Here is a 25,296-nt window from a genome sequence, read left to right on the forward strand (position 1 = left end):
TGAATAAGTCCGTTTTTCTATATACTTTATAGACACAAAGCCCTTTTTTGATGTGGATAAATGTGCATAACTATGTTGATTGGTGTGAATTATCCACCGTTTGCTGTTAACTCAATGTTAATTTCAGTTAAATTTACAGGAAATACCATAATAACATACGGTAAAATCCAATTCACTCCAAAATGCTCCGCCAGGTAGTTTCCAGGGCTTATCTACCTCCAAACCGGGCTTCCCCTAAACAAGGTATAGGCAAGGGGTGCAAAGAAACGTACTTGAATTGCTCAGGAGAAACTACCCTGTTATCCCTGACATTGGGAGCACTGTCTGGTCTCTTGCAGCCTGGTACGCTACTGTGGCTTGGTACGCCTGGGTTTGCCCTACAAACACTGTGTGGAAGCCGTCAGGCTAGGGTAGTACTTGTATTTGTAACATTTCTATAGAGGTATCGATATATAGCTCTACAAGTAAGCATAAACCTTCGAACCACAGTTCACCCAACCATTACTATACCCTGATCATGAAAAAAACCATACTAGTTACGCTTCTCTCCTTCTTTGCCCTTTGCGGGTATGCCCAGACAGATGCGGTAGGCCCCTCCTTACAACAGCAGAATCATAACACATTCAGTGGCATCGGCTCCAATTCAGGATTTGGCATCAAAGGCGGGGTGAACTTTGCGACCCTGAACGGCAGCGATACAGACGTACTCGGCCGGTTTGACGGTCTGACCAGTTTCCATGCCGGCGTCTATACCCAATTTGCGCTGAGTGACTTTTTCTCGATCCAGCCCGAAGCTTTGTACACCCGCAAAGGGATGGTGCGCAATGACTCCACCTTTCGCTTCGATTACCTGGAAGTGCCGGTGCTGGCCGTGTTCAACATCACCGAAAATGTAAGCGTCCACTTCGGCCCTCAGGTCAGCGTGATGGTATCGGCCAAAGAAGAAGACACCGAGATCAACCTGGATCCGCTCAACACGTTCGACTATGGCATCGCGGCCGGTGCAGAAGCCCGTATAGGCCACTTCCGGCTGGGCACGCGCTACAACCTGGGCCTGGCAGACCTGCGCAAAGAAAATAATGTGGGGCAGAAGCTAAACCAGGATATCAAACACGGCGTGTTCCAGGTATACCTGGGAATCGGGATCTAGCCGAGTGCAGCTTCGCACCTTAAAATGCGCTTTTTCGGCTCTTTCTGCAGTATTACTACAGCTCTATATGCCGATTTATAATCCCTTTGCGTTTTCTGAGCGTATTGATAGAAAGCGGAGCCCTGCCCGATGGGACATGAACACCAAATGCTATACCATGAGCAAGCGCAGATACAGCAGTTATTACAGAGTCATGGGTTGCCTCCTGCTGGTGGCCCTATACGCCTGCGAAACAACGGTCGTGTCTGATGTGGCAGAAGTAGGCGCAGCGGTGCAAAGCCAGCATCCGGGTACCCCGGACCAGGTTTTCAGAATAGACACGGCCAAAAGCACCATGACCTGGATCGGTGCCAAAGTAACCGGCAGGCACAATGGTATCTTCAGGATCAGCCAGGGAGAGATCGACCTGCAAAACGGCCTGGTGCGTGGCGGAACAACCGTGCTGGACATGACGGCGCTGCGATCGGATGACAAGAAGCTGGATGAAGCCGGCAACGAGAAGCTGACCAAACACCTGCGTTCGGCTGACTTTTTTGATGTGGAGCAGCACCCTACGGCCACGTTTGAGTTAACGTCTGTAGTCCCTTACGACAGCACGGCCAAGCAAGAGGTGCCTGCTACCGTTTTCAATACCGATGAGCTCCGCATAAAACACCCGACACACAAGGTAACGGGCAACCTTACCATCAAAGGCATTACCAAAAGTATCAGCTTCCCGGCCAGAATCGCGCTGGAAGACAGTGTGCTGAAAGCAAAAGCCAACTTCAACCTCAACCGCACCGACTGGAAACTGACTTACGGGGCAGATAAGTCGATGGGAAACAAGACCATTCACCCGCAGGTAAATGTTGGCTTTGACCTGATTGCCCGGCAACAGTAGCCTGCGCACCCAACACCTGTACCCGGTAATCCGTTACAAGAATTGCATTCTAGCCGGCAATTAAGGGGGCCCCTATACGCTAAACTCACCCCGGGGCACGTTCCTACACAAACTATCTGAAAACAGAATATGAGAAAATACCTTTGCCTGCTTCCTCTTTTGCTTACCGGTCTGGCGGCCCATGCACAAGGCAATGCGCTTGCCTCGTTTAACCTGCAGCAGGCAGAGACGTTGAAGTTTGGCATGCTGGCATTGGGTATATGGGCGCTCCTCAACATCCTGATCGGCAGCTTCCGGTTGACCAAGTCCTCCCGCAACAAGCGCTACTTTTACCAGATGAACATCTACTGGAATATCGTGCATATTATCATTGCTGGAGGGTGCCTCTATTTCATTTTATCGGCCAATGCCGCCGGCCGCACCCTGCCCGAGAGCACCCGGTTTCATTTCGGGTACATGCAGTTGCTATACCTGAGCATCGGCCTGGATGTGGCCTTTCTGATGTTGGGCGCTTACCTGAAAGAACGCTCCAGAATTTCGCCCAAAGCAGAACAATACCTGGGCTGGGGCCAGTCCATTGTCTTGCAGGGCTTCTTTTTGCTGGTGCTCGATGTGGTGCTGGTCATCCTGCTGGAGCAACCTACAGAGCAGCTCCTGCGCCTGCTGCAGCCTTAAGGTATAGCCTGAAGAACAGGTATAAAAGAAGCCGCCGCTCCCTGCACAGGTAGGGAGCGGCGGCTTTTGACATGTTTGCTGCGTTTAGCGGTCGTGGCGCCCTTCTGCAAATTCTTCGATCATCTTTTTGTTGAAGGCAGGTATATCGTCGGGGTTGCGGCTGGTCACCAGGCCCTTGTCCACCACTACTTCTTGGTCTACCCAGTCGGCACCGGCATTCCGGAGGTCGGTCTTCAGGGTATGGTAGCTGGTCATCTTTCTGCCTTTTACTTTTCCTGTCTCGATCAGAGTCCAGGGGCCGTGGCAGATGGCAGCAACCGGCTTGTTTACTTCCATAAAATGGCTGACAAAAGCCACGGCCTCTTTGTCGCCCCGCAGCTTATCCGGGTTCATGACACCGCCCGGCAGCAACAGCGCGTGGTAGTCCTCGGCCTGCACACTGCTCAACTTCCGGTCTACCTTAAACTTTTCTCCCCAATCCGTATGATTCCAGCCTTTTACCTCCCCTTCTTTGGGGGCAATGAGGTGCGTCTCGGCGCCTGCTGCTTCCAGCGCTTTTTGCGGCTCTGTCAGTTCTACCTGCTCAAAACCATCCGTTACCAATATTGCTATCTTTTTTCCTTTTAATTCGTTCGCCATTTTAAGTTTGTGTATTAGAGTGATACATTCGTGTTGTCTACTAGGAAACGATTGAAGCAGTAAATTGTTAGAAACAAGCCGCAGCAATACCTGGCTGCACCTACACGTTATATGACTATGACAGGAAAACTCAGGAGACAACTAAGTATACTGGCTGCCCTGCTGCTTTGGCCTGCCGCGGCGGCATTGGCCCAGCAGGAGGTGAAAACCATCAAACTGGCAGGGTTGCAGGCACTGCGCCAGTCTCCGCACGACACCTTGTATGTCGTCAACTTTTGGGCGACCTGGTGCAAGCCCTGCATCAAGGAGCTCCCCTATTTTGAGGCGGCCAACCAGCAGTACAAGGATCAGCCGGTGCGCGTCATCCTCGTGAGCATGGATGCCGTACAAGATCTGGACAAACGCGTACTACCTTTTGTGAAGAAGCGTAACCTGAAATCGCAGTTGCTGCTGCTCGATGAACCGGACGGCAACACCTGGATAGATCAGATCGAACCCAAATGGTCGGGTGCTATACCTGCCACGCTCCTCTTCAACAACAAACGCAAACACTATGAGTTTGTAGAACGCGAACTATCTCAGGAAGAGCTCCAAAAACTGATCACAAAGTATAAACCATAATGTTCGAAATGAAAAAAGCTAAAGTCCCTTTCATCTCCATGCTTTGCCTGCTTTTTGCCGGCTTCCTGATGGCTGCTATACCTGCCGTTAACGAGGGTTACCAGGTAGGCGACACGGCCCGCGACTTCAAGCTCAAGAACGTGGATGGCAAGATGGTTTCTATGAGCGACCACAAGGATGCCAAAGGGTTCATCCTCACCTTCACCTGTAACACCTGCCCCTACTCGGTAGCCTACGAAGACCGCATCATTGCGCTGCACAACAAGTATGCTCCGCAGGGTTACCCGGTGATTGCCATCAACCCCAACGATGCAAAGGCATCACCGCAGGATTCGTACGCCGATATGCAGAAGCGCTCCAAGGAGAAAAAATTCCCGTTCGCCTACCTGCAGGACGAGAGCCAGGAGATCACCAAGACCTATGGCGCCACCCGCACGCCGCACCTTTATGTGGTGCAGAAGCAGCCGGATGGCACGTTCAAGGTAGCTTACATCGGCACGATAGACGACAACTCACGCGAGCCGGACAAGGTGCAGAAAAAATATGCCGAAGCCGCGCTGGATGAACTGGTAGCCGGCAAAGCGGTAAGCCAGCCTACGACCAAAGCGATTGGCTGCACGATCAAGTGGCGCGAGGCGTAAAATAGCCGGACAAGGTATAGACAAAGGGGCAGTAAAAGCGCGATGAGTTTCGCTTTACCTGTCCCTTTATTATTTCTAAGAGCCTGTAAAATCCTATGAACTATTGCGAGTTGAGCAGCAGCGCAGCGTATGACTCAAATGCAGCCAGTTTGTAACCTGCTTTCTGCGCACGCACCAAAAACCTGAGCAGCCTGTATTTTTCTGATTTCGTCCAGGTCTAGGTATAGCCAACCTTAGCATACCTATACCTGGACATATACTTATTGTTCAGGAGCCTTTTAACTTTCTAAACTTTCTAACTCTCTAACTTTCTTACATCGGCGGGCAGCGGGATCTCGGTGGGGTTGATGGTATGGTCTGCTTTCTGGTCGGCCAGCAGGCGAGCTTTCCCTTTCAGGCCGGCAATCCGGGCCTCTACTTCATACTTGTTGTTATAGTAACCTACCCGCATCGACTCGCGCAGGTATAGCCACAGGAACCGGAAGTAGCCGTGCTCCCGGAACTGCCGGATGTGGCAGAGTTCGTGCTCCACCCAGCCGTTGTCCTTCAAAAAAGTCTCGCGGTTCACACCGCTCAGGTGGATCGTTTTGCCGAGCACCATGGCCACGTTCGGGCTCTTGAGCACCATGCGGGCAATACGCGCAAACAGCGAATTCTCTACAATTCTATACTCCATAGTGTGTATCTGCTGAGTCTATCATTATGAACTGAGCTGTACTTTGCCCATACCGGCCAGGTTGTAATCGGCCCTATTTATGGGGTGAAAAGGCACGAAGGCAGGCCTGATAACAATAACGGCACCTTTTGGTCGTTATAAAAATTGTACTTAATTTTACACACTGTTACGATGTACCAACATCAACGTACAGGTTGCAGGGTATAAAAATACATTTTTTTAGCACCGCTCTCCAACCATAAGGTGACAACTGTTTCCCACTGCGGTGGCTTACAAACATGCTAAACCCTATGACAAAGACCATCATATTGAGCGTACTGGCATTCGTGTCGCTCCTTCTATCCTACTTTTACGAAGTAAAGACTCCGGAGGCTTTGCCATCAGAAAATCCGGCTGCCCTGTCGCTTTATGCCATCAACTCCGGTGAAGACATTGCCCGGTCACTGGAGCTGGAAGTTCCCCTGCCTGAAGTAGAAACAGTAGATTCGGTTTTCTACGAAGAACATGCCAAAACGCTGGGCCTGCAACTGGACTACAACGAGGACAAAGACCTGCTCGAAACCGTTGCTGACTGGCTTGGCACTCCCTACCGCTATGGCAAAGGCTCCCGGAAAGGTACCGATTGCTCCGGGTTTGTGACCAGCATCTACCACGAAGTATACGGAATAGACCTTAGCCGCAGCTCCCGCTCCATGTTCCAGGATGTGACACGCATCAAAAAAGACAGTGTCCGGACCGGTGACTTGGTCTTTTTCCGCCGAAGCCCGAAGCAACCTATCTTTCACGTGGGCATCTACCTCAAAGACAACAAATTCATCCATTCCGCTACGAGCGGCGGCGTAAAAGTCAGCTCACTCCGGGAACCCTTCTACCGCAACTATTATTATGCGGCAGGAAGAGTGAACTAAACCTGTCATTTTTGCAGTATAATTTTCAAACGGGTATGCAGCTGGACTGCGGCCCGTTTCTTGTTTATGCAGCTACAACAAAATCATGCAGCTCAAGGTATAGAAGGTTTGTTGGCCGTTGCGTAACCGCCTTTTGGCGGCATTCCGGCAACACCCGACGGCCCCAGCCAGAACAACAGCCTGATAACCAGACAAACACCACAAGCATAAACACGTAAAAATGGAGAAGGAAAATATAAACAACCAGCAGCCGGATGGCAAGAATGTAGCGCAGAGCCCGCTCTTTCAGAACATACTCAAGAAAGCGGAGAAGTACCTGGAGCACCCCAAGCAGGTGACAAAGCTGCTCAACGATGCCTTCAAAAAAGCGACTGCCAAGAAGAACCTGGGTACACTGGCCGGGGAAGTATGGGAAAACCTGCAGGTGCTGTCCCGCATGATAAAAGCGGCGATGAGCGGCGAGTACAAAGGCATCCCAAAAACAACCCTGGCAGGTGGAGTAGCCGTGATTATTTACTTCCTGATGCCCATCGACCTGATACCGGATTTTATTCCTGTGGTGGGCCTGCTGGACGATGCCACGTTGCTGGCCTGGTTTATGACCAGCATCAAATCCGAGCTGGATCGTTTCAAGGAATGGGATAACATGGTAAAAAATCAGGAACAGAAAGCACTGCACGCGCATGCGCCCCACCATGCCGATACCTCTTTTGGTACACCCAAGTACAGCAATCAGCCGGAGGGCCAGGTGCATTTAGGTGAAGGTGAGAATATTTAACCCAAACAGGATATAGCCATGGAAGAGAAAAAGGAAGAACGCAAGCTACAGCAGGAGGGTACAAAAGGAGACAACCAGAACCCTCAGAACAAAAAGCCCTCCGGAGCGCATCCCTCAGCAGGACAGGCAACGGATGAAGCGGGAGATGCGGCCGATAACAAAGAACCCACACTTCGGTCTGCCACCACCGACAGCAGCCGGGTCCCCAAAAACCCGCACGACGACATGCCTACCGGCGGCAACATACGCTAACACCGGTTATATAGCACTTTGAGAGTAGAACAGGCTGCCCCGGTCAGCCTGTTTTTTTGTGTTCCAGGCGCCCGGATTTCCCTCATTTTGGCTGATACTCAAGCTCCCATACTGCCCGAAAGAGTACATATACTCTTAAAAATATAGCACTATTTAAATACTAGAATTTAAATAAAAACAGATAAAAGCGATGACAGTTATAGTTTTATCAGAAAATAATTGTCTATATTTGGACTGATGATTTTGTATTTTAACTTTTAGCCAAAGTGTCTTCATCATTTCTAAGACTAACATCCGTTAATCTCCACATCGACGGCATCGGAAAGGTTCTGATCGAACGGAGTGACAAAGCCAAGCGCCTCACCATAAGTGTCAGGCCCATCAAGGGTATACGGGTTGCCGTGCCGCCTCACATCAGTTTTGAGAAGGCAGAGCAACTCATCTACACCAAGAGCGATTGGATTAAGGAGCACCAGGCACGCATGCAGCAGCATGAGGCGCAGGTGACCATGTATGACACCAACACCGAATTTAAGACGCGCTCGCATACCCTTCGCCTGCTCACGCACGCGCAGTATAACATGCGCTGTGTCATCGAAAACGGGTACATCAACGTGTTCTACCCGGCTTTTAAAGATGTGCGCGACAACGAGGTGCAGAAGTTTATCCGCAAGTCCATTGAGGAGGCTTACCGCAAGGAGGCAAAGCAATACCTGCCGCAGCGGGTAGCGTACTTTGCCGAGAAGTTCGGCTTTGACTACCAGAATGTGTTCATCAAAAATGCCAAATCCAGGTGGGGAAGCTGCTCGCATACCAACAACATCAACCTGAACCTGCACCTGATGCGCCTCCCCGACTCGCTCTGCGACTATGTGATCCTGCATGAGTTGGCCCACACCGTAGAAAAGAACCACGGCCCTGGCTTCTGGTCGCTGCTGGACCAGGTATGTGTCAACTCCAAGTCACTGGACAAGAAACTGAAAGCTTATCGTATCTCCATTTATTAACAGCCTGCCTATCGATTAGACGCTTACTATACTTTTATACCTTCAGGCAGCACGATTGATCCGGCACCTCCGTATGCGGATGGCCAGACGGATTGGCAGCTGCCCTAAAAAGCAGAAGAGGCGGGGAGCATGCTCCCCGCCTCTTCTGCTTTTTACGTGTATACCTGTCCTCAGCTCGCCTCCCGAAAGGTATGGGAAGCCACATACTCGACAAAATCACCCACCGTGTGGATCGGCACTTCATCCGGAATAACAATCTGGAAGTTCTTCTCCAGTTCCAGAATAATATCTACTACGTCTACCGTATCGAAGCCAAAATCCTGGAGCAGGCGGGCGTTTGCCTGCAGGCGGGCGGGCCTTATCTCCTTGGTCTTACTAATGATGCGGATTACTTCCCGTTCAATAGCTTTGTCAGTTGTTGTAAGCATATTTATAAAGTGTATTCTCTAACTTGTCCATTCACAGGCACTTCCTGCTGGTCTACTAGCTTTACAGCGCCAGCCGGCTTCCTGTCACCTTTAATTTTCTTCCTTAATTGCTCATTGAGCAGGTACATCACCGGCACGATCAGCAGTGTAACGATGGTAGCAAAACTCAGACCAAAAATGATTGTCCAGGCCAGCGGTCCCCAAAAGGCGGCGCTGTTACCACCCATAAAAAAATTCGGCTCAAACTCCGTAAACAAGGTATAGAAGTTTAGATTTATACCTAACGCCAACGGGATCAGTCCTAGTATAGTGGAGGCTGCCGTCAACAAAACCGGGTTCAGGCGTGTTTTGCCCGCCTCTACAATCGCGTCTTTCAGCTCCTTTCCTTCTGCCAGAAGCAAGTCCGTGAACTCCACGATCAGGATACCGTTTTTTACCACGATACCGGCCAGGGCCACAATCCCCACGCCCGTCATCACGATGGAGGCATCCATGCCAAAGATCGAGAAGCCCAGCAAAACGCCGATGATGCTGAACAATACCTCCGACAGAATAATGAACGGCTTGGACACCGAGTTAAACTGCGTCACCAGGATCAGGAAGATGATGCAGAAGGCGGCGGCCAGGGCAAACAACAGGAACTCGAACGTTTCCTTCTGATCTTCCTGCTCCCCGCCCATCTTCACTTCGTAGCCTTCCGGCGTATCAAAATCCCGGAGTGCGGTCTCTATGCTTTGCACCACTTCGTTGGCGTTGTAACCACCCAGCACATTCGACTCCAGCGTCACCACGCGCTTCAGGTCCTTGCGTTTCACGCCGCCGTAGCTCGTGCCATAGTCAATCGTGGCCACCGACGACAGAGGTATCTGGCGAACCAGGCCGCTGTTCATGTCGCGGTACGTAATGCGCATGTCGAGCAAGGCATCCATGTTTTTGCGGTAGGGTTCGGCATAGCGTAGCTGTATCGGATACTCTTCCTCATCCAGCTTGAACTTCGAAGCTTCTTTCCCGAAGATGGCCGTCCGGATCTCGGAACCGATCTGCCCCGTACTGATCCCTTCGCGGTTCGCCCGCTCGCGGTCGATGTTGATGAGGATTTCCGGCTTGCTGTCTTCCAGGTCGCTGCGTAGTTCCTCTATACCGCCAATCTGCTGCTGGTCCAGGTACTGCTCCACCTGTTTTGACAAAGCGATCAGCCCTTCAAAATCCTCACCGGCTATCTCAATGCTGATCGGCTTGCCGACCGGCGGGCCGTTCTGCTCCTGATCCACGGTGATATCCACGCCCGGTATACCTTTCACCGCCTCCCGTATTTCGTTCAAATACTGGCGGCTCGTTTTCGGGCCGGTTCTGTATTGATACTCAACAAAGGCTACGGTAACCTTGCCTTTATGAGATTGCGCGGTCGTACTGCGGTCGTTCTGGTCTCCGGCACCAATGGCCACATTCGAAATCACAGACTCCACGTCCGCGTTCTTCTCCCCGATCACGTGGTAGATGCGCTTCTCTACCACCTTCGTAACAGAGTCAGTTACAGCCTGATCGGCCCCGATGGGCATGTTGATATAGGTATAGACAAAGTTGGGGTCAGACTCGGGAAAGAACACGACTTTCGGTGAGCGGACGGCCATTAAAAAAAGTGAAAAAAACAGCAGCGCGAAGACACTTAAAAACACCCAGACCGGCCGCCTGCCTACGAGCATCCAGCGCAGCAGCCGCTCATACCAGCCCATGAAGCGGGGCAGCGTCCTGTTCTGGAACCGGTCGATTATACCTGTGAATAGGTACTTGTTGAGCAACACCAGCATGAGCGCCAGCATGACCAGGTTGGCTGTCCCATACCAGCCTGCCAGGTAACCTGCTACTGCCACCAAAAAGCCCGCTCCGATCAGCATCCAGAAAGTTCTGCGTGCTTTCGGCGACACTTCCCGGGTAGGCTCTTTCCGCATGAAAGTCACGGCAAATACCGGGTTGATGATAAAGGCCACCACTAGGGACGATAGCAGCGTTACGATCAGCGTAATGGGCAGGAAGAACATAAACTCCCCTACCACACCCGGCCAGAAAAGCAGGGGAAAGAAAGGTGCGATCGTAGTCAGCGTACCGGCCAGTACAGGTATAAACACCTCGCCTGCTGCCACTTTGGCGGCCTTCAAAATACCCAGGTTAGACTGATGGAAAATACGATGGGTGTTTTCGATCACCACGATGGCATCGTCCACCACGATCCCCAGCGCCAGCAAAAAGGCGAAAAGCACGATCATGTTGAGCGAATACCCGAACATCTGGAACAAGATGAAGGCCACGAACATGGAGATCGGCACCGAAAGCCCCACAAAGGCGGCATTGGTGGCGCCCATAAAAAACATCAGCACCAGGGTAACCAGCACGAAGCCGATGATGATGGTATTGATCAGGTCATTTAAGGTATGGCGCGTCTGGATGGACTGATCGCCGGTCACCGTGATCTTCAGATCGTCCGGCAAGACCGATCCTTCCATCTCCTCCAGCGTTTGGTGGATCTTGTTCGAAGCCTCGATCAGGTTCTCGCCACTCCGCTTGATCACGTTCAGGGTGATGACCGGGGCATTGTCGAGGCGGGCAAAACTCTCCTGCTCCTCAAAGCCTTCTTTTACCTCTGCGATCTCTTTGAGCTGAATGTTGGCCCCCGACAGGGACTGCACCACAATGTCGCCGATTTTGTTCGGATCGATGTACTGGCCTACCACCCGAACGGAGCGCTTCATTTCGCCCACCGTCACATTACCTCCCGAGATGGTGATATTTTCGGAGGCAATGGCCCGCTCAAGGTCGCTGAACGTTACCTGGGCAACCTGCATCTTATACATGTCCACGTTGACTTGCACCTCTTTGTCGAGGGCGCCGACCATGTCTACACGGGTTATTTCAGGTTGCGCCTCAATACGGTCCTGTATATCTTCGGCGTACTGCTTCAGTTGGTCCAGGCTGTAGTTGCCCGACACGTTCACGTACATGATCGGAAACTCCGAGAAGTTGACTTCCTGCACGTCCGGGTCCTGGTCCAGGTCGGTCGGCAGGTCGGTGCGGGCCTTGTCCACCCCGTCTTTTACCAGCTGCTTTGCCTCCACCACATCCACATCGGTGTTGAACTCCACCACGATCATGGAGAAGTCCTGGAGCGAGTTAGAGGTGATCTCTTTCACGCCCGAGATAGCCTTCAGCTGTTTCTCTATCGGGCGTGTTACCAGGTTCTCCATATCCGAAGGGGAAGTACCCGGGTAGATCGTGCCTACAAAAACAGTAGGGATCACAATGTCAGGGAAATTTTCTTTCTGCAGTTTGATGTAAGAGAACACCCCGGCCAGCGTGATGATGATGGTGATGATGTAGATACTGGTTTTGTTATCGATAGACCAACTTGTCGGCTTGAACTGTTTCATAGTCTTGGCTTAACTGGTTATTGCTGCACGCTGCTCACCTGGTTGAATACAACCGGCTGTCCCTCATTTACACCCTGGTATCCCACCGTGATGACCTGGTCGCTGGCAGTAAGACCACTGAGCACCTCTATGTTCCCTCTGTAGTTGACGCCTGTGGTTATCTCTTTGCGCGTCGCCACATACTTGTCTCCCTTCTTCTGTGCCACATACACATACTGCGACTTCTCATCCTGCTGCACTAGGTTCACCGGCACAGTGATGGCATCTTCTTTTTTATAATCCTCGATGCGCACCACAGCCACCAGGTTAGGGCGTAGCTCGATGTCTTTGCCAATGTTCTTGGGGCGCAGCTCGATAGTGAACGTGCGGCTCGAAGGATTTATGAAACGGCTGACCACATCCACCGTCGCACTCATTTCCTGGTCCAGGTCCGGGAAGCGCACCAGGGCATCATCTCCGCTATGGATCTTGGCCAGGTATGCCTCCGACACCTGCGCCACAATCTTGGGGCCGGTGGGGTTGACCACCCGGATGATGCCCAGGCCAGGCGCAACCGCCTCACCGGCATTCGGGGTCACGTCGTCCACCACGCCTGTCACCGGAGATTTCACGTTGTACTGGTCCCGCTGCTGCTGCAGCGTAGCCAGGCTGCGTTCCAGCGCCTCCTTGTTGTTTTTAGCCGTCAGGTACTGCATCTCCGTTCCTATCTTCTGATTCCACAGGTTCTGTTGTCTCTCGAAAGCAATGCGGGCCAGGTCCAGGCGGGTCCGGACCTCTGCCAGGTTCTGCTCCAGCACCTGCGCATCGATGGTCGCCATGGTCTGCCCTTTGGCAACCCGGTCGCCCCGCTTGACGCGCACACTGGTCAGCACGCCCGGCACTTTGGCACTTACCAGCACATTCTGGTCAAAGTCGACTTTGCCCTGCACTTCCAGGTAATGCCGGAACGCAGTGGGCTTCACGGAGGTGACGGTCACCGGCACGGTCTTTTTCTCTGCCACCTTTCCTTTGCCATCCGCCTTCAGCTCCGCTTCCAGGGAGGCAATCTGCTCCTGCAACGCTGTCTGTTGTTGCTTCAGCTCGGCCAGCTGCGCCTCTTTGTCGGTATTGCCACTGTTGCAGGCTGCCATACCCAGCAGCAGGGCCAGTGCCGAGATTCCAAATATCTTTCTCATAGTCAGGTCGGTTAATCTTCTTTTTCAGTTGGTTTTATTTGGTTAGTAAAGTGCCGGTGGCTTTGTCCAGGTTCACTTTGGCGATCAGGGCATCGTACATGGCGGCGTAGTAGTTGGTCTGCGCCTGCCGCAGGTCGGTCTCGGCAGTCACCACCTCGAGGTTGGAGCCCACCCCTTCCTGAAACTTGATCTTGGCCACGCGGGCGATCTCCTCTGCCAATTCCATATTTTCGCGCTGCGACTTCAGCACATCCAGGGAGTTGGTCAGGTCGGTAGAAGACTGCGCCAGTTGCAGGTCGATGCTCTGCTTCAGGCTCTCAAACCCGAGCTTGGTGTTTTCCAGCGTCAGCCTGGACTGCTGTATCTGGTAGTGCTTGAGCAGGCCGTCAAAAATCGGCACCTGCAGCTGCACCCCGACATACCCGAAGTCAAAGTAATTCCGATCTGTGGTATTATCCTGCCCGGCCCGGATGCTCATGATGTCGGAGAAGGATCTTCCCACCCCGATATAGCCATAGCGCCCGTTCAGGTATAGCTTGGGCAAATAGCCGGAGCGCTTGTTGCGCAGGTCCAGCATGGCCAGGTCGCGCTGCGTCTCCAGCAGAGAGTATTCGATGCGGTTGCTGTAATTGAAGTTGCTGCTGTTGGCCTTTTCCACATCCACTTCCACCTCACTCAGCTTGTCTGTCAGCACCAGTTGCTCGTTCTGGTTCATCCCCATCTGAAACTTCAGCAGGTTTTCGCTCAGCAGGAGCAGGCGTTCTGTTTTCTGCTTTTCCACATTGAGGTTGTTGAACGAGACGCGCAGGCGGTCCACATCCAGCTTTTCGGCTACGCCATTGTCAAACATCACCTGTGTCTGCTTCAGCAGCGTGTCGAGGCGTGTCAGGTTTTGCCTGAGCAACTCCATGCGCTCCCGATTCACCAGCACGCTGTAGTAGGCTTTGCTCACCTGCTCGACCACGTCTATTTCGCTTTGCGTCGTCGTCTTCCTCGACAGCTCGGTATAGGTTTTGGCAGCTTTGAGCCCGATCAGGTAGGAGCCGTCGAACAGGAGCTGACTGCCCGTAATGGTGAGTCCGCCGTTGTAGGGTTGCACAAAAGAAATGGCCTGGAGCCCACCAGACGGCTGCGGTTCCGGTTGGGAATAGGTGGGGTTAAGCACGATCGGCTGCCCGGAGGCCAACTGCTCCGGTGTGATCACGAAAGGATCTAATTCGGAGGGAGTGCCAAAACTACTGGGATCAAACAGTGTTTTTTGCTGGATAAAGTTATTGCCAACTTCTGCCCCGGCGTTGATCTGCGGCAGCCCCATGGCCCGGATCTCGCCGACCTTTGCCTTGCCGATCTCTTCCTCGTTGCGGTTTACCTTCAGGCTGTAGCGGTTCTGCAGGGCATAGTCAATGCTTTGCCGCAGGCTGAAGGCCTGTGGAGCATTCTGAGCAGCTACTTCCCCGAGGCTCCCCCACATCAGGTATAGCAAGAGTAGGATAAACTGTTTTTTCATAATTTTATTCAGGTAGTAGGTGGGTAGATTATTCTTCTTCGGTAACTTGCTTGTACTCGTTGATCAGCTTGTGCCCTTTGAGGGTGGCTATACCCAGCATGTAGTGCTCCAGCGTGGCCATTTGCACTCGTATCAGCTCAAACTGGTGCCTCGGGAACAGGTGCTGGTTGAAGGGCAGCTCGATCTGCACCAGTCGGAGCCGCGCGATCACTTCTACATCCAGGTCCTCCCGGAAAAGCCCCTCGGCTATGCCCCGCTCCAGGTTTTGCTTGACTTTGCCGAATATGTAGTGGTTTTTGTGGTCCTGCCATAGCTTCCAGGCACCGGCATGGTACTTCTGCAGGTCATGGAATATCGAAGGATGTATGCTGGAGAAAATCTTACGGGTCGTGCCCATGATGTTGAAGAGTTCCTCGATGGCGTTGCCCGAACTGCACAGGATGCCTTCGCAGTCGCATTCGATGGACTTTAGGTAGCCACTCACAGCCGAGTACACCACTTCGTCTTTGTTGCTGAACCATTTGTAGATGGTTTTCTTGGACATAGACAGATGCTGGGCGATATCATCCATCGAGACGCTTTTCACGCCGTTCCGGCAGAAGAGCTCAAATGCTTCTGCTACGATTTTTTCTTTTATGTCTGTTCTGACTGTGGTTTCCATTCCAAAGGCTTTAACAATAAAACTATGGAAACGTTTTTAATTACCAAAGTTTCCATGGCTAATTTACCTGGATCTTTAGCAACCGCCTCTAAATGTATAGCGAAAGGATATATTGCTGGCTATCAGTGCAAAGGTGGCGGATTTGATCGAACCGGGAAAGCAGTTTTAGACCAACGGCCGGGTTTCTGATTCAGACTCCCGTATTTTATGGCTTAACTGGAAATAAGCAACTCAATCAGGTATAGGTGCTATACCTGAAAGCTATACCTAGATTCCCAGCACGACCCGAAGCCGGCTATACCCACTCTTACTCAGCGGAATACGCTCCCCGCTTTTGAGCAGGGCCATGTGGCTGTCTTTTTCGAAGGGTTCGATCCGGGTGAGCTGCGAAAGGGCGAGCATGTAAGACCGGTGCACCCGTACGAACTGCTCCGGATCCAGCGCCTTCTCATAGAAGCTCATCGTTTTCTTCTTCAGGAACACTCCTTCGCGGGTATGTATTTTCACATAATCATCATACGCTTCCAGGTATAGCACCTCGCTTACCGGGATGATGCGGATGTTATTGCCAGCCCGGACCACGATACGGAGCTGCTCTTCGGGTTGCTTGCCTGCCAGCTCGTTCAAAGAAAGCGGCGCAGGTGTGGCCGGAGCTGCTGCCCGCGTCTGCAGCCACTTTTTGATGGCCGCATCGAAACGCTCTTTGCTGAAGGGCTTCAGCAGGTAGTCCACGGCGTTGGTTTCGAAAGCCTTGATCGCATATTCGTCAAAGGCCGTGGTGAAGATGACGCCAGGTGCCTGTTCCACCAGCTCCAGCATCTCGAAGCCGTTGATTTTGGGCATCTGGATGTCGAGAAAGATGAGGTCGGGTTGGTGCTGCAGGATGGCTTTCAGGCCTTCGAAGCCGTCGCCGCACTCCTGCACGACTTCCAGCTCCGGGTGCCCCTGCAGGTACTCCGCCACTATACTCCGGGCCAGGGGTTCATCATCTATTATGAGGCATTTTTTCATAGTTTTTGCGGGATTTTAATCGTTGTGGTGAAGGTATGGTCCTGCTGGCTGGTACGCAGCAGGTCCTGGCGGGCATAGAGCAGGTATAGCCGCCGGCGGATGGAGTCAAGCCCGAAGCCGGTGCCTTTGCGGGGTTGCTGGGTGGCCGGGTCATACGGGTTTTGAGCCGTGATCACCAGGTGGCCGTCTGCCACGGCGGCGCATACCCGGATGGTGGTCTCTCCCACGGTATCGTAGAGCCCGAACTTGATGGCATTCTCCACAACCGGCTGCAGCAGCAGGGCTGGCAGGTGCATGGAAAGGCTTTCTTCCTGGGCATCGACGGCTACCTGCAGCCGGTGGCCGAAACGCACTTTCTCAATGTCCAGGTATAGCTGCAGTTGCCGGAGTTCCTCTGCCAGAGGCACCTGCTGGTTGTTGTCCTGCCGCAGGGTGCCGCGCAGGAAGTCGGAGAGCTGCTGCACCATGGTACGCGCCTGCTCCGGCCGGCTCACGACCAGCGCACTGATGGAGTTGAGGCTGTTGAAGAGGAAATGTGGTTGCAACTGCTGGCGCAGGTTAAAAAGCTCTGCCTCCCGCGCCATCTTCTCAGTAGCTGCCTTCCGGTTCTCAGTCTCCTGCAGCTCCCGGGTATAAAACCATAGCCAGCTCAACAGCAGCATCAGCAGGATCATCAGCCAGCCAAAAGCCATCCGCACCGCGAGGGTATTGTCTACCAAAGCCAGGTAGGCCGCCTCACCTGCAAACAGCTTCCCGGTGAGCCAGTAGAACAGGGCGGTACTTATACCTGCCAGCCCAAGGCTCCAGCCCAGCAAAAAAGCGCCCTGCCGCACACTCGGCTGGTAATACCGCAGGCCATTTCCCATCGCATAGCCCCCCGCCGCCAGCAGCAGGTTGGAGAGCAAGGCGTCGGTGCCGGTGATCGTTGTGCTGAAGCCCGCCGGCCAGAGCACCAGCCCCTGCACCAGCGACCACAGCAGGGCCCATCCCAGGAATATCAGTATGACGCGCAGCTGAGAGGTCATGGCTCGGGTTAATAGCTCTTGATGTTCAATCCGCCAAACAGCGTTGTCCCTTTCAGTATCAGCACTTTGTTGGGATCGTAGCCATGCGGCAGCGCCGGGCGCTTATCGTCTATACCGCCCAGAATGGCCACCATTTCGGATTTTATCTGCCAGTGTGGTGGCACGATCAGGGTGGTGCCCCCGAATATCTGCGTTGCCTCCAGCACCACCGGGTGCTGCATGTCGGCCTGCATCAGGTTCAGCTCCGTACCTCCAAACACGCTCACCACCTCGCCCCCTTTGAAGTTTTTGGTGATGATATTCTTCTTGATGCCACCGAAGATGGCTGTGCTTTCCACGTAGTCTTCCACGTAAGCAGCTGGCTCCGGACTGGCTGCATGCGCTTCGGAGGTATAGGTTCCGGTATAATCGGTATACCCTCCCGCGTAGGCACCGGTGTTGGGATCGGTGTAGTAGCCGGTTGTTTCGTCTACGGCTGGTGCCGGCCCTGCTCCCACCTGGTTATCCCAGGGATGGCGCTTCCGGGGGCGCAGCATCAGCCAGAGGCCAAGCCCAATGATGAGGATGGGCCAGAAAAAGCGCCGCAGGCTGAAGTCGAAAAAGAAGTGATCATCCAGCAGAAAGACGCTGCCTATGACCACCAGGACCAGCCAGCCTGGCTTCTGGAAGGAGTGCTTGAAGCCCAGGAAAAGCCCCAGCACTATCAAAAACATCTGCCAGGTAAATACCCAGTGCGGAAAGAAGAAAACGCCCGTCTTGGCAGCCAGCAGCAGCACGCCGATCACCACCAGCACCAGGCCACCGGCCACCTTGCCCGATTGTTTTCTGGGGGAGTTATAACCTCGGTTTTTCATGTCTATATTCTGATTTAGTTTGAATGTCTGTACCAAAAGTATAACAACCTGCCCGTCACCACAATGGCAATTAGGCTGACTTGGGACAGAAGTCGGTAAACGAAGGTATGGCGTCGGTAAACCAAACTTAGCTTTTATTCGCCGAAGGGCAAGGTATAGCGGGGCTCCCATTTTCCATTGCTTGTTTTGCCGTATCCTGCGCGGCAAATCAGGTCAGTTTGACGATAGAAGTCCGCAAATTATTATATTTGCATACTATGGTTGAGAAAATACAGAGAGTAGCACAAGAGATAGAGGCCGCCCGGTTAGCCAATGCTGCCGAACTGGAGCAATTCCGCATCGCGTACATAGGCCGCAAAGGCGTCATTGCTTCGCTTTTTGATGACCTGAAGCAGGTGGCACCGGAGCAGCGCCGCCAGGTAGGCCAGGAACTGAACCAGTTGAAGAACCAGGCACAGGCGCGTTTTGACGAGGCGCAGGAGCAGCTGAGCAATGCCGCAGCCGGTTCTGATACGGAAGCAGCTTTTGACTTCACCCTGCCTCCTGTTCCCAATACACTGGGTACGCGTCATCCGCTCTCGCTGGTGCGCGCCGAGATCGTGCGTATTTTTGAACGCATTGGCTTCAATGTGGCCGATGGTCCGGAAATCGAAGACGACTGGCATAACTTCTCTGCCCTCAACTTCCCGGAAAACCACCCGGCCCGCGAAATGCAGGACACGTTCTTTTTGAGCGAAGACCGCGACAAGTTACTCCGCACCCATACCTCCAACGTGCAGGTGCGCCTGATGCAGAACCAAAAGCCGCCGCTACGCAGCATCATGCCCGGCCGCGTCTACCGGAACGAAGCCATTTCGGCCCGTGCCCACATGGTGTTCCAGCAGGTAGAAGGCTTGTATGTGAACGAAGGGGTGAGCTTCAAAGACCTGAAGGAAACGGTCTACTATTTTGCAAAGGAGATGTTCGGGCAGGATACCAAAGTGCGTTTCCGTCCGTCGTTCTTCCCGTTCACGGAGCCCAGCGCCGAGATCGATATTTCGTGCCTGATCTGCAAAGGCGAAGGCTGCAACATCTGCAAGCAGTCCGGTTGGGTAGAGATCGGCGGATCAGGTATGGTAGACCCGAACGTGCTGGAAAACTGCGGCATTGACTCCAAGGTATATTCTGGTTTCGCTTTCGGTATGGGCATCGAACGCATCACCATGCTGCGCTACCAGATACGCGACCTGCGCCTGTTCACAGAAAATGACGTACGCTTCCTGCGCCAGTTTAAGGGGGTGTTGTAAATTGTTAAATGGCTAAATTGTTGAAAAGTGTTGCTGCACCAATGCATTTGCTATGAGCGAAGCCAACAATTAAACAATGCAGCAATTTGACCTTCCAGCTTATAACAATTAACAACCACAATTAACAATCAAGAATATGAAATTCGAGGCGATCAGGACCATCGGCGTGGTAGGTGCAGGCACCATGGGACAGGGCATTGCGCAGATCTGTGCACAGGCCGGTTATAAAACCATTTTGTTTGACATCAATGCGCAGGTGCTCAAGAAAGCAGAAACCACTACCATCAAAAACCTGGACAAAGGCATTGAGCGGGAGAAGCTCACGGAAGCTGACAAACAGGCAACGCTCGGGAACCTCCTTTTTACGGGAGATACGCTGCAACTGCATTGCGACGTTGTGATAGAAGCGGTGGTCGAGCGCCTGGAAGTGAAGCAAAGCATCTTCAAAGAGCTGGATGCCATCAACACACCCGATACGATCTTTGCCTCCAACACCTCTTCCATACCCATTACCCGCATTGCGGCCGGTATACCGCACCCGGAACGCGTGGTGGGCATGCACTTCTTCAACCCGGCGCACATCATGAAGCTGGTCGAAGTGATTTCAGGTGCTGCTACCTCCCCGGAAGTAGCGGCCAGCATCCGGCAACTGGCCCTGAAGCTGGACAAAACACCGGTAATGGCCCAGGACTCGCCGGGCTTCATTGTGAACCGCGTTGCCCGTCACTTTTATGTGGAGGGGCTCAAGCTGCTGGAAGAAGGCGTGGCGGAAGCCAAGGCGATCGACAACCTGATGCAGGCTACCGGTTTTAAAATGGGGCCATTCGAACTCATGGACCTGATTGGCGTTGATACAAACTATTCCGTAACCTCCTCTATGTTTGAGGCTTTTCATTATGACCCAAAATTCAGACCGAGCCGCATACAGCAACAAAAAGTGGATGCCGGCCACCATGGCCGCAAGTCTGGCAAAGGTTTCTATACCTACGAATAGGCTTTTTGTCCTGCTGGCGTTCCTGCTGATGTTCTCCTGCAAAGACAGCAACAACAGCCCGGGTATACCCAATGTGCCGGTAAGCGAGCAGATCAACGTGACCAGCCTGCAGTATCCGATGCTGCGCCAGGACGGTGGCTACGCCTACCTGGAGACCGGGTATAAGGGCATCATCGTCGTGCGCCAGAATGCCAACCTATACCTTGCCTTTGAGCGCGCCTGCCCGTATGATCCTACCGCTGACCAACCGTGTGGCCGTGTCGCTGTAGACCAGTCCAACCTGTTTATCATCGATACCTGCTGCGGCTCCCAGTTCAACTTCCAGGGCAATGTCATGACTGGCCCGGCTGTTTATGGACTTAGGCAATACAAAACCTCGCTGGCTGGTTCTCTGCTGTACATCACGAATTAATTTTTTTAGATTGATTTACAGAATTTTACATTTGTCCTGAAGATTTTTTTGGGGTAGCACTTGCATAATCTGGAAAACTGCTGTAATATTGCATCACAATTCAACGGCACACCGCCTGCGAAGTAACCGAAACACTCTTCCTTAGCTCAGTCGGTTAGAGCATCTGACTGTTAATCAGAGGGTCCCTGGTTCGAGCCCAGGAGGGAGAGCTTGAAAAAAAGCCACTTACAGGTAAAACTGTTAAGTGGCTTTTTTTATTTGCACAAGATTTGCACACAGATATCTGTTAAAGGCTTCACATCCAGCCGCCGCTAAGACCAGGATCACTTTCACACAGGCATACTACTAGCCTCTCTTCCTGCTATATCAAAGCAAGTCTGTCCTTCAGGTATAGAAACTCTCGAAACACGTGGCGATGACCTCAGAAAAGCAGCTCCTTATTTTTTTCTTGGTGCCGGATCAAACTCATAAGGCTAATCAGAACATGAAACAGGTTACCAAACAGAAAACAAAGACCTGTTCTAAAAAACTACACTACAGACAAAAATAGCAGTAGCGTATGGGACAACCCGACTGAGTCACCCATACGCTACTGCTTCAACAGTAGTAACATCACAGGATCAAATCCATCTACTTTCCTGTAGCATACCTTCTCAACCTTCACAAATAAAATGAAGAACTGGGTTAACAAGCTGTAAACCCAGTTCTTCAACTGCCTAATTTTGTCTTAAAGCGGGCCCACCTGGAATCAAACCAGGTACCTACTGCTTAGGTGTCGGTTGCTCTCACCGAATGAGGAATACCCACCCCTCGAAAAAGCTCTTTAAAAGTGCTTCCTTTGGTTTAGGAGTGCAAATAGCCATTCAGCAAACCCTGACCAGAGGTATTTCCTTGTACAAATTATTTTACCGGAGCACCTACTGCACCTTCCCAGTCAGGATCTGCTCCACCCGTAAATAACTTCTTTTTAGGGTCAAAGATAATCGCGTGAACACGGCCGAATTTAGCTTCTTCCGCATCTTCTTTTACCAAAAATCCACGCTTTTGCATATTTTCTATCACACTTCTCTTCCATGCTATACCTGTATGCATTTCCATGATAACAGTATCCATATCAGGGTGTACCCGAGGTGCAGCCAATGCATTTTCAAGGGACATACCTTGATCAATCACCCTGCTAATCACGGATACAACGGCAGTAGGGATACGTGATCCGCCGGCTGCTCCCAGTGCCATAAATGGCTGGCCGTCTTTTCGAATGATTACCGGAGATATATGGGACGAGGCACGTTGCCCCGGCTCAAATGCACCAAGATAACCCCCTAGCGTAACCGCGTACAGGAACCCTAACCCGGGCGTCGCTACCCTGGATCCCATATTTGGTCCCAAGGACTGCGTGAGAGCCACCATCATGCCATTCTTATCAGCTGTAGAGAGGTGTGTCGTGTGGCCCATGCTAGCACTCCAACTTTCAGGCAACGTCTCTTGCTGGCGGGGCCTATAATAGGATGACCCTTCTGTCGTTTGAGTAATTTTAGATAGTTGTTGCCTGGCATAAGGCTTTGAGATAAGAACCGGGATAGAATCCTGCGTCTGCTTTTTCCTATCCTGGTAACTTAACTCCATGGCTTGATAGAGATAGCTGGCCCAGTTTTCATCAGTGGACTTGCCAAGAGGCAGGTTCTCCAAGATGTTCAGCATCTCTAAAGTGATGGCACCGTAAGATGGCATCGAAAGCGCATGCACATCGTATCCTCTGTAGTTACTTTGAAGTATTTCTGCTTCCTTTACCTCATAATTCGCCAGGTCATCCAGCGTCAGGACACCACCGTTTGCCCTGATATCGGCGATCATCTTTTCTGCAATCGCTCCTTTGTAAAAAGCGTCTTTTCCTCCTTTGGCAATGGCCTTTAATGTCTGAGCCAGGTCAGTCTGAATAATAAGTTCACCGGCCCGGTAGGTGGCCGTGTCGCCTTTCAGGAAATATTGCTTACTACCGGTAAACTTCTTCAGCAGGTTTTTTTCAGTAGCATGGCGCGCTGCTTCTTTAGGTAATAGCAGGAAGCCTTTCTCAGCATAGCGTATAGCAGGGGCTGTTACTTCTTCAAGCGTTAACGAACCGTATTCTTCCAATAGTTTTGTTAAACCTGCCACCGTACCTGGAATACCGATCGTAGCATAGCCATACGCTCCTTTGGGAGCTGTTTTAGCATTATAGGTAACAGGTGCCTGGGTTGTAGCATCTATGCCGCGAATTTGACCATTGGGCAGGTGAACTATGGCCTGAAGCCTCCCCCCTATACCGCTCATGCTTGGTTCTACTACCGCTAGAGCAAAGGCAGTTGCAACAGCAGCATCTACAGCATTGCCACCTTTTTCAAGCATCTCTACCCCGGCTTTCATGGCCAGGGGCTGAGCTGCAGTTACAATCCCTTTGTCTGACGTTGCCGTTTGGGTAAAGTCTTCTTTTTTGGATATACTCTGTTTCTCTACCTGGCAACCCGTTACTACTAGGAGCCATACCAACGATACAAGTATCTTCTTCATAAAATCTTCTTCATCTATTAACAATCTATAAATCTGTTTGCCCGCATCTTTAGAAAAGGGGACTTATTTGCGGTAATCCAACGCCGGGGCTCTATCACCTAGCAGGGCCTCGTATTTGAAGTTGGCCCCTCTGCTTTCATGAAGCTCCTTTTTTGCATCAACCAGCACAGCAGGGTTTTCAAAAAGATCGTAAGCAGTTAATGCTATTGCTTTAGCGGCCACCATCATCCCTTTTGTACCGATGCTGCCACCTGCAGCTGCCACATTCTGCCAGCTGTGCCCGGCTGATCCTGGAACAAAGGTGGCGGTATATACACCCGCAGTTGGTACTGCCCAGCTTACATCTCCAACATCAGTAGAACCTCCGCTTCCTTTTTGTACCACTTTAAAGGGAGCTATCTCTGCGGTTGTTTCCAATGCAGGAATTGCATTACCCGTAAAAGTTTCCTGGATCTTAGAAGCAAACTCTTTTTCCTGTGCTGTGTAATTAAAACCACCCACTGTTCGGAGATTCTGGTCCATTAACTTTGCAATGGTCACGTTAGGGAGAACGTTGTAAACTCCGCCGGTTATCTCATGCTCCACTTCTGTGCCAGTGCCTGAGGCAGCACCATTAGAAGCTTTCAACATTCTTTCCCAAACCATTTTTACCACATCTCTATCCGGATGGCGAACATAATAATATACTTCGGCAGAAGCCGGAACCACATTGGGTGCTTCTCCACCTTTGGTAATCACATAGTGAATGCGGGTGTCGGAGGGCACATGCTCCCGCATCATGTTCATCATGTAGTTCATTGCCTCTACACCATCCAGAGCTGAGCGTCCTCTTTCAGGCGCTATCGCTGCGTGAGATGAAACCCCATTAAACCTGAATTTTGCCGAGATATTCGCAAGTGAAGATGTGGCACTGGCCTCGTTCTTATTCCCAGGGTGCCAGTGTAAGACAGCATCCACATCTTTGAACAAGCCAGCTCTTACCATGTATACTTTGCCTGAGCCACCTTCTTCGGCAGGGGTGCCATAGACCCGGATTGTCCCCTTTTTGCCAGAATCTTTCAGCCAGTCTTTCACAGCAACAGCTGCAGCCACAGAACCTGCTCCAAACAGGTTATGCCCACAGCCATGTCCGGCTCCATTCGGAACTGCAGCCTTTTTCTCTGGTGCTGCAATCTGAGATAAGCCAGGCAAAGCATCATATTCAGCCAGTATGGCAATTACAGGCTCTCCGCTTCCATAGCTTGCCGTAAAGGCAGTAGGCATGCCGGCCACACCAGCTGTTATCTTAAAACCTGCTTTCTTGAGCTGCTGCTGAAGCAGTGCTGTACTTTTATGCTCCAGATAGCCCGGCTCAGCATACGTCCATAACTTCTTTGCTACATCAGCATAAGTGGATTCTTGTTTTGTCAGTGTTTTTAAAATCTGCTCTTTCTCTGGATTGTTTTGGGCAAAAGTTATGCTGTATAGGCAGCACAAAGCAATGCTTGATAAAGTAGCTTTTATTTTCATGTCAGGTAATTTGAGAAATGGTAGTTAATTACATCAGCGGAAGCACTTTGTAGCGGTAGTTGCCTGCAACGTACTTGTGTTCCCCTTGCCGGCCGTCTTGGAGCAGGAGTGCTGGCAGGCGGCCTGCAGCATTTTCCCCTTTTTGGTCCACATCTGGCGCTGTCAGGTTAAGCTGGCAACGGCACGCTCTATCTTAGACGTATTGCTCCTCCCTTGCGCTCAAACGCCGTGCTGCCCG

The 25,296-nt window shown here is 51.9% G+C and carries 25 protein-coding genes and 1 tRNA gene; 14 read left to right on the forward strand and 12 right to left on the reverse strand.

All coding sequences use genetic code 11. The features are described from left to right. Positions 1-517: 517 nt before the first annotated feature. The 3 genes from OB13_RS03505 to OB13_RS03515 all read left to right on the forward strand — a co-directional run bounded on the left by OB13_RS03505 (position 518) and on the right by OB13_RS03515 (position 2,705). Positions 518-1,150 carry a porin family protein gene (locus OB13_RS03505; RefSeq protein ID WP_461488761.1) on the forward strand — a complete coding sequence of 211 codons (633 nt, stop codon included), beginning with the start codon at positions 518-520 and terminating at the stop codon, positions 1,148-1,150. A 157-nt stretch (positions 1,151-1,307) separates the two neighbouring features. Continuing rightward, positions 1,308-2,030, forward strand: coding sequence for a YceI family protein (locus OB13_RS03510; protein WP_461488762.1), 723 nt, complete (start codon positions 1,308-1,310; stop codon positions 2,028-2,030). 129 nt (positions 2,031-2,159) lie between these two features. Continuing rightward, positions 2,160-2,705 (forward strand): DUF6992 family protein, encoded by a 546-nt coding sequence (locus OB13_RS03515; RefSeq protein WP_461488763.1) that lies wholly within the window; start codon positions 2,160-2,162, stop codon positions 2,703-2,705. 84 nt (positions 2,706-2,789) lie between these two features. Here OB13_RS03515 and OB13_RS03520 read toward each other — a convergent pair whose 3' ends face one another. Continuing rightward, entirely contained in the window at positions 2,790-3,344 is a 555-nt protein-coding gene (locus tag OB13_RS03520) for a type 1 glutamine amidotransferase domain-containing protein (RefSeq protein WP_461488764.1), read from the reverse strand. Between the two features lie 117 nt (positions 3,345-3,461). Between OB13_RS03520 and OB13_RS03525 the strand changes: the two genes are divergently transcribed. Both OB13_RS03525 and OB13_RS03530 read left to right on the forward strand, forming a co-directional pair. Then, positions 3,462-3,965 carry a TlpA disulfide reductase family protein gene (locus tag OB13_RS03525; protein ID WP_461488765.1) on the forward strand — a complete coding sequence of 168 codons (504 nt, stop codon included), beginning with the start codon at positions 3,462-3,464 and terminating at the stop codon, positions 3,963-3,965. An 8-nt stretch (positions 3,966-3,973) separates the two neighbouring features. Further along, positions 3,974-4,606 (forward strand): thioredoxin family protein, encoded by a 633-nt coding sequence (locus OB13_RS03530; RefSeq protein ID WP_461488766.1) that lies wholly within the window; start codon positions 3,974-3,976, stop codon positions 4,604-4,606. A gap of 295 nt (positions 4,607-4,901) precedes the next feature. Here the strand turns inward: OB13_RS03530 and OB13_RS03535 are convergent, their stop codons facing one another. Further along, positions 4,902-5,282 carry a hypothetical protein gene (locus OB13_RS03535; protein ID WP_461488767.1) on the reverse strand — a complete coding sequence of 127 codons (381 nt, stop codon included), beginning with the start codon at positions 5,280-5,282 and terminating at the stop codon, positions 4,902-4,904. Positions 5,283-5,572: 290 nt separating this feature from the next. Between OB13_RS03535 and OB13_RS03540 the strand changes: the two genes are divergently transcribed. The 4 genes from OB13_RS03540 to OB13_RS03555 all read left to right on the forward strand — a co-directional run bounded on the left by OB13_RS03540 (position 5,573) and on the right by OB13_RS03555 (position 8,227). After that, positions 5,573-6,190, forward strand: coding sequence for a C40 family peptidase (locus OB13_RS03540; RefSeq protein ID WP_461488768.1), 618 nt, complete (start codon positions 5,573-5,575; stop codon positions 6,188-6,190). Between the two features lie 220 nt (positions 6,191-6,410). After that, positions 6,411-6,968 carry a YkvA family protein gene (locus OB13_RS03545; protein WP_461488769.1) on the forward strand — a complete coding sequence of 186 codons (558 nt, stop codon included), beginning with the start codon at positions 6,411-6,413 and terminating at the stop codon, positions 6,966-6,968. Between the two features lie 18 nt (positions 6,969-6,986). Continuing rightward, on the forward strand, positions 6,987-7,220 hold the full coding sequence (locus tag OB13_RS03550; RefSeq protein ID WP_461488770.1) for a hypothetical protein: 234 nt from the start codon (positions 6,987-6,989) through the stop codon (positions 7,218-7,220). Between the two features lie 266 nt (positions 7,221-7,486). Then, on the forward strand, positions 7,487-8,227 hold the full coding sequence (locus OB13_RS03555; protein WP_461488771.1) for a M48 family metallopeptidase: 741 nt from the start codon (positions 7,487-7,489) through the stop codon (positions 8,225-8,227). A gap of 170 nt (positions 8,228-8,397) precedes the next feature. On the opposite strand, the gene OB13_RS03560 is transcribed toward OB13_RS03555, so the two are convergent. From OB13_RS03560 to OB13_RS03580, 5 genes are read right to left on the reverse strand one after another with little or no spacing between them, the layout of a single operon-like run. Continuing rightward, a complete protein-coding gene (locus OB13_RS03560; protein ID WP_461488772.1) occupies positions 8,398-8,655 on the reverse strand; it encodes an acyl carrier protein in 258 nt (85 codons plus the stop codon). A 2-nt stretch (positions 8,656-8,657) separates the two neighbouring features. After that, positions 8,658-12,077, reverse strand: coding sequence for an efflux RND transporter permease subunit (locus OB13_RS03565; RefSeq protein WP_461488773.1), 3,420 nt, complete (start codon positions 12,075-12,077; stop codon positions 8,658-8,660). A gap of 17 nt (positions 12,078-12,094) precedes the next feature. After that, positions 12,095-13,252, reverse strand: coding sequence for an efflux RND transporter periplasmic adaptor subunit (locus tag OB13_RS03570; protein WP_461488774.1), 1,158 nt, complete (start codon positions 13,250-13,252; stop codon positions 12,095-12,097). Between the two features lie 34 nt (positions 13,253-13,286). Next, a complete protein-coding gene (locus OB13_RS03575; RefSeq protein WP_461488775.1) occupies positions 13,287-14,759 on the reverse strand; it encodes a TolC family protein in 1,473 nt (490 codons plus the stop codon). A gap of 28 nt (positions 14,760-14,787) precedes the next feature. Next, positions 14,788-15,420 (reverse strand): TetR/AcrR family transcriptional regulator, encoded by a 633-nt coding sequence (locus OB13_RS03580; RefSeq protein WP_461488776.1) that lies wholly within the window; start codon positions 15,418-15,420, stop codon positions 14,788-14,790. A 24-nt stretch (positions 15,421-15,444) separates the two neighbouring features. Here OB13_RS03580 and OB13_RS03585 point away from each other — a divergent pair, with 24 nt between their 5' ends. Beyond that, on the forward strand, positions 15,445-15,609 hold the full coding sequence (locus OB13_RS03585) for a hypothetical protein (RefSeq protein ID WP_461488777.1): 165 nt from the start codon (positions 15,445-15,447) through the stop codon (positions 15,607-15,609). Between the two features lie 78 nt (positions 15,610-15,687). Here OB13_RS03585 and OB13_RS03590 read toward each other — a convergent pair whose 3' ends face one another. Genes OB13_RS03590 through OB13_RS03600 form a run of 3 tightly spaced genes read right to left on the reverse strand, consistent with a single transcriptional unit; the run spans position 15,688 to position 18,310 of the window. Next, the gene (locus OB13_RS03590) at positions 15,688-16,431 is read right to left on the reverse strand and encodes a LytR/AlgR family response regulator transcription factor (protein ID WP_461488778.1); all 744 of its coding nucleotides are present in this window, start codon (positions 16,429-16,431) and stop codon (positions 15,688-15,690) included. After that, complete coding sequence (locus OB13_RS03595; protein ID WP_461488779.1) at positions 16,428-17,456, reverse strand: sensor histidine kinase; 1,029 nt, start codon at positions 17,454-17,456, stop codon at positions 16,428-16,430. The genes OB13_RS03590 and OB13_RS03595 overlap by 4 nt, the downstream gene beginning before the upstream one ends. 8 nt (positions 17,457-17,464) lie before the next feature. After that, a complete protein-coding gene (locus tag OB13_RS03600; protein WP_461488780.1) occupies positions 17,465-18,310 on the reverse strand; it encodes a LiaF transmembrane domain-containing protein in 846 nt (281 codons plus the stop codon). 257 nt (positions 18,311-18,567) lie between these two features. Here OB13_RS03600 and pheS point away from each other — a divergent pair, with 257 nt between their 5' ends. The 4 genes from pheS (at position 18,568) to OB13_RS03620 (ending at position 21,211) form a co-directional block, all read left to right on the forward strand. Beyond that, positions 18,568-19,596: a phenylalanine--tRNA ligase subunit alpha gene (pheS, locus tag OB13_RS03605; RefSeq protein WP_461488781.1), complete on the forward strand. Its 1,029-nt coding sequence runs from the start codon at positions 18,568-18,570 to the stop codon at positions 19,594-19,596. Positions 19,597-19,732: 136 nt separating this feature from the next. After that, positions 19,733-20,590, forward strand: coding sequence for a 3-hydroxyacyl-CoA dehydrogenase family protein (locus OB13_RS03610; protein WP_461488782.1), 858 nt, complete (start codon positions 19,733-19,735; stop codon positions 20,588-20,590). Continuing rightward, a complete protein-coding gene (locus OB13_RS03615; protein WP_461488783.1) occupies positions 20,550-21,002 on the forward strand; it encodes a hypothetical protein in 453 nt (150 codons plus the stop codon). Before OB13_RS03610 ends, OB13_RS03615 begins: the two co-directional genes overlap by 41 nt. 135 nt (positions 21,003-21,137) lie before the next feature. Continuing rightward, positions 21,138-21,211, forward strand: a tRNA-Asn gene (locus tag OB13_RS03620). Positions 21,212-21,902: 691 nt separating this feature from the next. Here the strand turns inward: OB13_RS03620 and OB13_RS03625 are convergent. Together OB13_RS03625 and OB13_RS03630 are read right to left on the reverse strand one after the other, a co-directional pair. Then, positions 21,903-23,549 (reverse strand): gamma-glutamyltransferase family protein, encoded by a 1,647-nt coding sequence (locus OB13_RS03625; protein WP_461488784.1) that lies wholly within the window; start codon positions 23,547-23,549, stop codon positions 21,903-21,905. A 63-nt stretch (positions 23,550-23,612) separates the two neighbouring features. Next, on the reverse strand, positions 23,613-25,058 hold the full coding sequence (locus tag OB13_RS03630; RefSeq protein ID WP_461488785.1) for an amidohydrolase: 1,446 nt from the start codon (positions 25,056-25,058) through the stop codon (positions 23,613-23,615). Between the last annotated feature and the right edge of the window lie 238 nt (positions 25,059-25,296).

The organism is Pontibacter sp. HJ8 (assembly GCF_054824225.1).

Excerpts from the sequence above, each read along its gene's own strand:
- OB13_RS03595 (WP_461488779.1), bottom strand. The coding sequence starts at position 17,456 with ATGACCTCTCAGCTGCGCGTCATACTGATATTCCTGGGATGGGCCCTG.
- OB13_RS03545 (WP_461488769.1), top strand. The coding sequence starts at position 6,411 with ATGGAGAAGGAAAATATAAACAACCAGCAGCCGGATGGCAAGAATGTA.
- OB13_RS03520 (WP_461488764.1), bottom strand. The coding sequence starts at position 3,344 with ATGGCGAACGAATTAAAAGGAAAAAAGATAGCAATATTGGTAACGGAT.
- OB13_RS03570 (WP_461488774.1), bottom strand. The coding sequence starts at position 13,252 with ATGAGAAAGATATTTGGAATCTCGGCACTGGCCCTGCTGCTGGGTATG.
- OB13_RS03540 (WP_461488768.1), top strand. The coding sequence starts at position 5,573 with ATGACAAAGACCATCATATTGAGCGTACTGGCATTCGTGTCGCTCCTT.
- OB13_RS03565 (WP_461488773.1), bottom strand. The coding sequence starts at position 12,077 with ATGAAACAGTTCAAGCCGACAAGTTGGTCTATCGATAACAAAACCAGT.
- OB13_RS03580 (WP_461488776.1), bottom strand. The coding sequence starts at position 15,420 with ATGGAAACCACAGTCAGAACAGACATAAAAGAAAAAATCGTAGCAGAA.
- OB13_RS03530 (WP_461488766.1), top strand. The coding sequence starts at position 3,974 with ATGAAAAAAGCTAAAGTCCCTTTCATCTCCATGCTTTGCCTGCTTTTT.
- OB13_RS03585 (WP_461488777.1), top strand. The coding sequence starts at position 15,445 with ATGGAAACGTTTTTAATTACCAAAGTTTCCATGGCTAATTTACCTGGA.
- OB13_RS03560 (WP_461488772.1), bottom strand. The coding sequence starts at position 8,655 with ATGCTTACAACAACTGACAAAGCTATTGAACGGGAAGTAATCCGCATC.
- OB13_RS03590 (WP_461488778.1), bottom strand. The coding sequence starts at position 16,431 with ATGAAAAAATGCCTCATAATAGATGATGAACCCCTGGCCCGGAGTATA.
- OB13_RS03630 (WP_461488785.1), bottom strand. The coding sequence starts at position 25,058 with ATGAAAATAAAAGCTACTTTATCAAGCATTGCTTTGTGCTGCCTATAC.
- OB13_RS03625 (WP_461488784.1), bottom strand. The coding sequence starts at position 23,549 with ATGAAGAAGATACTTGTATCGTTGGTATGGCTCCTAGTAGTAACGGGT.
- OB13_RS03505 (WP_461488761.1), top strand. The coding sequence starts at position 518 with ATGAAAAAAACCATACTAGTTACGCTTCTCTCCTTCTTTGCCCTTTGC.
- OB13_RS03600 (WP_461488780.1), bottom strand. The coding sequence starts at position 18,310 with ATGAAAAACCGAGGTTATAACTCCCCCAGAAAACAATCGGGCAAGGTG.
- OB13_RS03535 (WP_461488767.1), bottom strand. The coding sequence starts at position 5,282 with ATGGAGTATAGAATTGTAGAGAATTCGCTGTTTGCGCGTATTGCCCGC.
- OB13_RS03510 (WP_461488762.1), top strand. The coding sequence starts at position 1,308 with ATGAGCAAGCGCAGATACAGCAGTTATTACAGAGTCATGGGTTGCCTC.
- OB13_RS03550 (WP_461488770.1), top strand. The coding sequence starts at position 6,987 with ATGGAAGAGAAAAAGGAAGAACGCAAGCTACAGCAGGAGGGTACAAAA.
- OB13_RS03525 (WP_461488765.1), top strand. The coding sequence starts at position 3,462 with ATGACAGGAAAACTCAGGAGACAACTAAGTATACTGGCTGCCCTGCTG.
- OB13_RS03515 (WP_461488763.1), top strand. The coding sequence starts at position 2,160 with ATGAGAAAATACCTTTGCCTGCTTCCTCTTTTGCTTACCGGTCTGGCG.
- pheS (WP_461488781.1), top strand. The coding sequence starts at position 18,568 with ATGGTTGAGAAAATACAGAGAGTAGCACAAGAGATAGAGGCCGCCCGG.
- OB13_RS03615 (WP_461488783.1), top strand. The coding sequence starts at position 20,550 with ATGGCCGCAAGTCTGGCAAAGGTTTCTATACCTACGAATAGGCTTTTT.
- OB13_RS03575 (WP_461488775.1), bottom strand. The coding sequence starts at position 14,759 with ATGAAAAAACAGTTTATCCTACTCTTGCTATACCTGATGTGGGGGAGC.
- OB13_RS03610 (WP_461488782.1), top strand. The coding sequence starts at position 19,733 with ATGAAATTCGAGGCGATCAGGACCATCGGCGTGGTAGGTGCAGGCACC.